Below are 1289 nucleotides of genomic sequence, written 5' to 3' on the forward strand. Positions count from 1 at the left end.
TCAGTGTCAGGGTGAGGTGCCGCCTGGTGCGGTGGTTGGATCCTGATCACCTGGTGTCTGGCTCGTAGTCTCGGTGCCGCCTTCGGGTTGGCGTCCATGCGTTTTGTCGGCATCAGGTGTGAAGGACCGGCCGGCGTGACTTGATAGGAGCGTGGCACCGCCCCCACTGAGATGTGTCCGCCGACCGGCCCAACCGTCACCTCACAGTGAAGGAGGCAACCACCATGGTTGTTGTTGGAGCCGATGTACACAAGCACACGCATACTTTCGTCGCCGTCGACGACGTTGGACGCAAGATCGGCGAGAAGACCACCCCGGCGACCACTGCCGGGCATGCCGAAGCAGTGATGTGGGCCCGTGAACGCTTCGGGGCTGAGGTGCTCTGGGCGATCGAGGACTGCCGGCACCTGTCGGCGCGGCTGGAGCGCGACCTGCTCGGTTTTGGTCACAAGGTGGTGCGGGTGCCACCGAAGCTGATGGCCCAAACCCGTGCCTCGGCGCGCACCCGGGGCAAGTCCGATCCGATTGACGCGCTGGCGGTCGCGCGGGGATTCCTGCGCGAACCCGACCTGCCGGTTGCCTCCCATGACGAGGTGTCGCGGGAGTTGAAGCTGCTGGTGGATCGCCGTGAAGTCCTTGTGGCGCAACGGACGGCGACGATCAATCGACTGTTGTGGCGCGTGCATGAACTCAATCCCGAACGTGCACCCAAGGCCCGATCGTTGGACTTGGCCAAGCACCGGCGAATTCTCGGCGACTGGTTGGCGAAGGTCCCGGGCTTGGTCGCCGAGCTGGCACGCGACGAGCTGGCTGATATCACCCGGCTCACCGAGGCGATCAACGCGTTGGCCAAGCGGATCGGCGAACGCGTTCGTGCTGTGGCGCCGGCGCTGCTGGAATTGCCCGGTTGCGGAGAGTTGACCGCAGCCAAACTCGTCGGTGAGACCGCCGGAGTGACCCGATTCAAGACCGAGGCCGCATTTGCCCGTCATGCCGGGGTGGCACCGGTGCCGGTGTGGTCGGGAAACACCAACGGCCGGGTGCGCATGACCCGCTCGGGCAATCGCCAACTCAATGCCGCCCTGCACCGCATCGCAGTGACCCAGATCCGCCTGGATGGCCTCGGGCAGGCCTACTACCGGCGTCGGCTAGCAGCTGGTGACTCCACCACCGAGGCGCTGCGCTGCCTCAAACGACGCCTGTCTCGCGTCGTCTTCGGCCGCATGCGAACCGACAAACAAACCCAACAAAGCCCTTGCCAAACGGCAGCGGCTTGACATAGGAGAAAC

At 65.0% G+C, this 1289-nt stretch carries 1 protein-coding gene; it reads left to right on the plus strand.

The annotated features are described in order from the left end of the window. Window positions 1–206: 206 nt before the first annotated feature. Window positions 207–1277 carry an IS110 family RNA-guided transposase gene (locus BST28_RS22915; protein WP_207570200.1) on the plus strand — a complete coding sequence of 357 codons (1071 nt, stop codon included), beginning with the start codon at window positions 207–209 and terminating at the stop codon, window positions 1275–1277. Window positions 1278–1289 lie beyond the last annotated feature (12 nt).

The sequence above is a fragment of the Mycolicibacter kumamotonensis genome (assembly GCF_002086285.1).
Lineage (GTDB): Bacteria > Actinomycetota > Actinomycetes > Mycobacteriales > Mycobacteriaceae > Mycobacterium > Mycobacterium kumamotonense.